This window comes from Kitasatospora sp. NPDC091257 (genome assembly GCF_044757675.1).
Taxonomy (GTDB): Bacteria; Actinomycetota; Actinomycetes; order Streptomycetales; family Streptomycetaceae; genus Kitasatospora; species Kitasatospora lactacystinica.
This window is the reverse complement of the sequence record NZ_JBIVVI010001184.1, coordinates 1-2,767: the sequence shown is the minus strand read 5'-3', so window position 1 is coordinate 2,767 and position 2,767 is coordinate 1. Positions and strand designations below refer to the sequence as shown.

At 71.6% G+C, this 2,767-nt stretch carries 1 protein-coding gene; it reads right to left on the bottom strand.

Annotated features, from left to right (window positions below; genetic code table 11):
- A partial coding sequence (locus tag ACIQOV_RS36060; RefSeq protein ID WP_401055032.1) for a condensation domain-containing protein occupies positions 1 to 2,750 on the bottom strand: 2,750 nt, incomplete at its 3' end.
- Positions 2,751 to 2,767 lie beyond the last annotated feature (17 nt).

Here is a 2,767-nt window from a genome sequence, read left to right as displayed (position 1 = left end):
TCCGGGTCCAGCGGCAGATACGCCGCCCCCGCCTTCCCGATCGCCACCAGCGACACCACCAGCTCAACCGAGCGCGGCAGACACACCGCCACCAGACGCTCCGGCCCAACGCCAGCCTCGACCAGCAGGTGCGCCAAGCGGTTCGCCCGCTCGTTCAACTCCGCATACGACACGACCTCACGCGCCGCACCACTACCGAACACCACAGCCGTGGCGTCCGGCGTCCGCGCCACCTGCGCCTCGAACAGCCCCGGCAACGTCCCCCCCGGCACCTCACGCACGGTGTCGTTCCACCCGCGCAGCACCAACTCCCGCTGCCCGTCGTCAAGCACCGAGACCTGGTCGAGCTTCAGGTCCGGCTCGTGCTCCAGTCCGTCGGCGAGCCGCTCCACCAGAGCCTCGAACAGGCCGCAGACCACGTCCGAGTCCATCGGAGCGCACGCCTGCACCGTGAGCCGGAACCCGACACCGGTGTCGTCCACCGACACCGTCAACGGGTAGTTCGTCCGCTCCTGCCCGAACAGCGGGGTGACGCCGGCGAGGACGGTCTGATGGGTGTCGGCCGTCCGGCTGTGGCGGTAGTTGAGGAGCGAGGTGAACAGCGGGCTCTGCGCCGGGACGCCGGTCGCCTGCTGGGCGAGGGTCAGCGGGGCGTGCTCGTGCCGCAGCAGCTCACCCAGCTGCTGCTGGGTCACCTTCAGCCCCGCCAGCAGCGACTGGGTCGCGTCGATGCGGATCGGCAGGGTGTTGATGTACAGACCCGGGGTCCGGCTCGCCGTGTCCCCGGCGTCCATCCGGCCGAACAGCACGGTGCCGAACACCGGATGCGTCTGGCCGGTCGTCGCCGCCGCGACCCGCGCCCACGCCAGGTGGAAGAACGCCGCCGCACTCACACCGTACCGACGAGCCAACTCACGCACCCGGTCGGCCAGTTCACCCGAAAGATCGACCACGGCCTCCCCGGTCTCGCTGCCGTCGCCGTGCGTGTCCAACACGCCGTACGGCGCCGTTGGCTCCTCCACCTCCCCGAGCGCCCGCTCGAAGAACGCACGGTGCTGCTCGGCGGTGACCGCCATTCGCGCGTGCGCCACGAAGTCGCGGTACGGCGCCGGCTCCGGCAGGCGCTCGACGTCCTGCTCCAGGTGCGCCCGCACCTCGTCGAAGAGGATCTCCAGCGCCTGGTGGTCCCGGATCAGGTGGTGGCTCTGCAGGGCCATCAGCCAGCGGTCCCGGCCCGGATCGGCCGCGACGACGAGCCGCATCATCGGGGCACGGCGGATGTCCATCGAGGGCGGGCACGCCGCCAGCAGCCGGGCCACCGCGTCCTCGCCCTGGTCCCCGGTGAGGGCGATCTCCTCGACCGCCACCGGGGCCTGCCGCAGGACGACCTGGAGCGGCTGGGGCAGGTTCTCCCACAGCACGGCCGTCCGCAGGATGTCGTGCCGGTCGACGACGTGCTGGAGCGCGGCGACGAAGTCGTCCATGCGCCCGCGCGAATCGAAGCCCAGAACGACCGGAACGATGTAGACATCACGCCCCTGGTCCGCGTCCAGCAGGTGGTGGAAGAAGATCCCCTCCTGCAGCGGCGCCAGCGGGTAGACGTCCGCGACGTTCGCCGCACCACCGGGGACCTGCTCCACCAGGCGGTCGAGGTCCGCCTGGCTCAGCTCGGCCAGCGTGACCATGTCCGGGGTGAGGACGGTCGCGTCGCTCGGGATCCGGTTCTCCGGCACCACGAAGGCCTGACCCGCGTCCACGGCCGCCAGCCCGGCCGCCGTCGGGGCCTGGAACAGCGCCTTCACCGACACCGGCAGACCGCTCGCCCGCAGCCGCTCCACCAGCGTCACCGCCAGCAGGGAGTGGCCACCCAGCTCGAAGAAGTTGTCGTCGATGCCGACCTGGGGCAGGCCCAGGACCTCGGCGAACACCTCGCTGAGCAGCTGCTCGTCGGCCGTGCGCGGCGCCCGGTAGGACGACTCCAGCAGCTCCGTCCGGTCCGGCACCGGGAGTGCCCGGCGGTCCAACTTGCCGTTGACCGTCAGCGGGAGCGTGTCCAGCACCATGATCGCGGACGGGACCATGTACTCGGGCAGGACGGCGCCCAGCCCGGCCCGGATCTCGGTGGTGTCGATCTCCGCACCGGCGGCGGGCACCACGTAGGCGGCAATGCGCTTGTCACCGGGGACGTCCTCGCGGACGATCACGGCTGCCTGGGCGACACCCGGCTGACCGAGCAGGCCGGCTTCGATCTCGCCCAGCTCGATGCGGTAACCGCGCACCTTCACCTGGTCGTCGGTACGACCCAGGTAGTCGATCGTGCCGTCCTCGCGCCAGCGGGCGAGGTCACCCGTGCGGTACATCCGCTCCCCGGCCGAACCGAACGGACAGGCGACGAAGCGCTCCGCCGTCAGCCCCGGACGGTTCAGGTACCCGCGTGCCAGCTGCACACCGGCGATGTACAGCTCGCCCGCCACACCGGCCGGCACCGGACGCAGGGCGGCGTCCAGCACGTAGGCCCGGGTGTTGCCGACCGGGCCGCCGATCGGCACGGTCGCCGTCCCCGGCAGGCACTCCCAGGCGGTGACCTCGATGGACACCTCGGTGGGGCCGTAGAGGTTGTGCAGCGGGATGCCCATGTCGCGCAGGAACGCGTCCCGCAGCTCCGGCGACAGCGCCTCACCGCTGGCGAACACCGCCCGCAGAGACGTGCAGGTCCGAGCGGCCGGCTCCAGCAGGAACACCTGCATCATCGACGGGATGAAGTGCG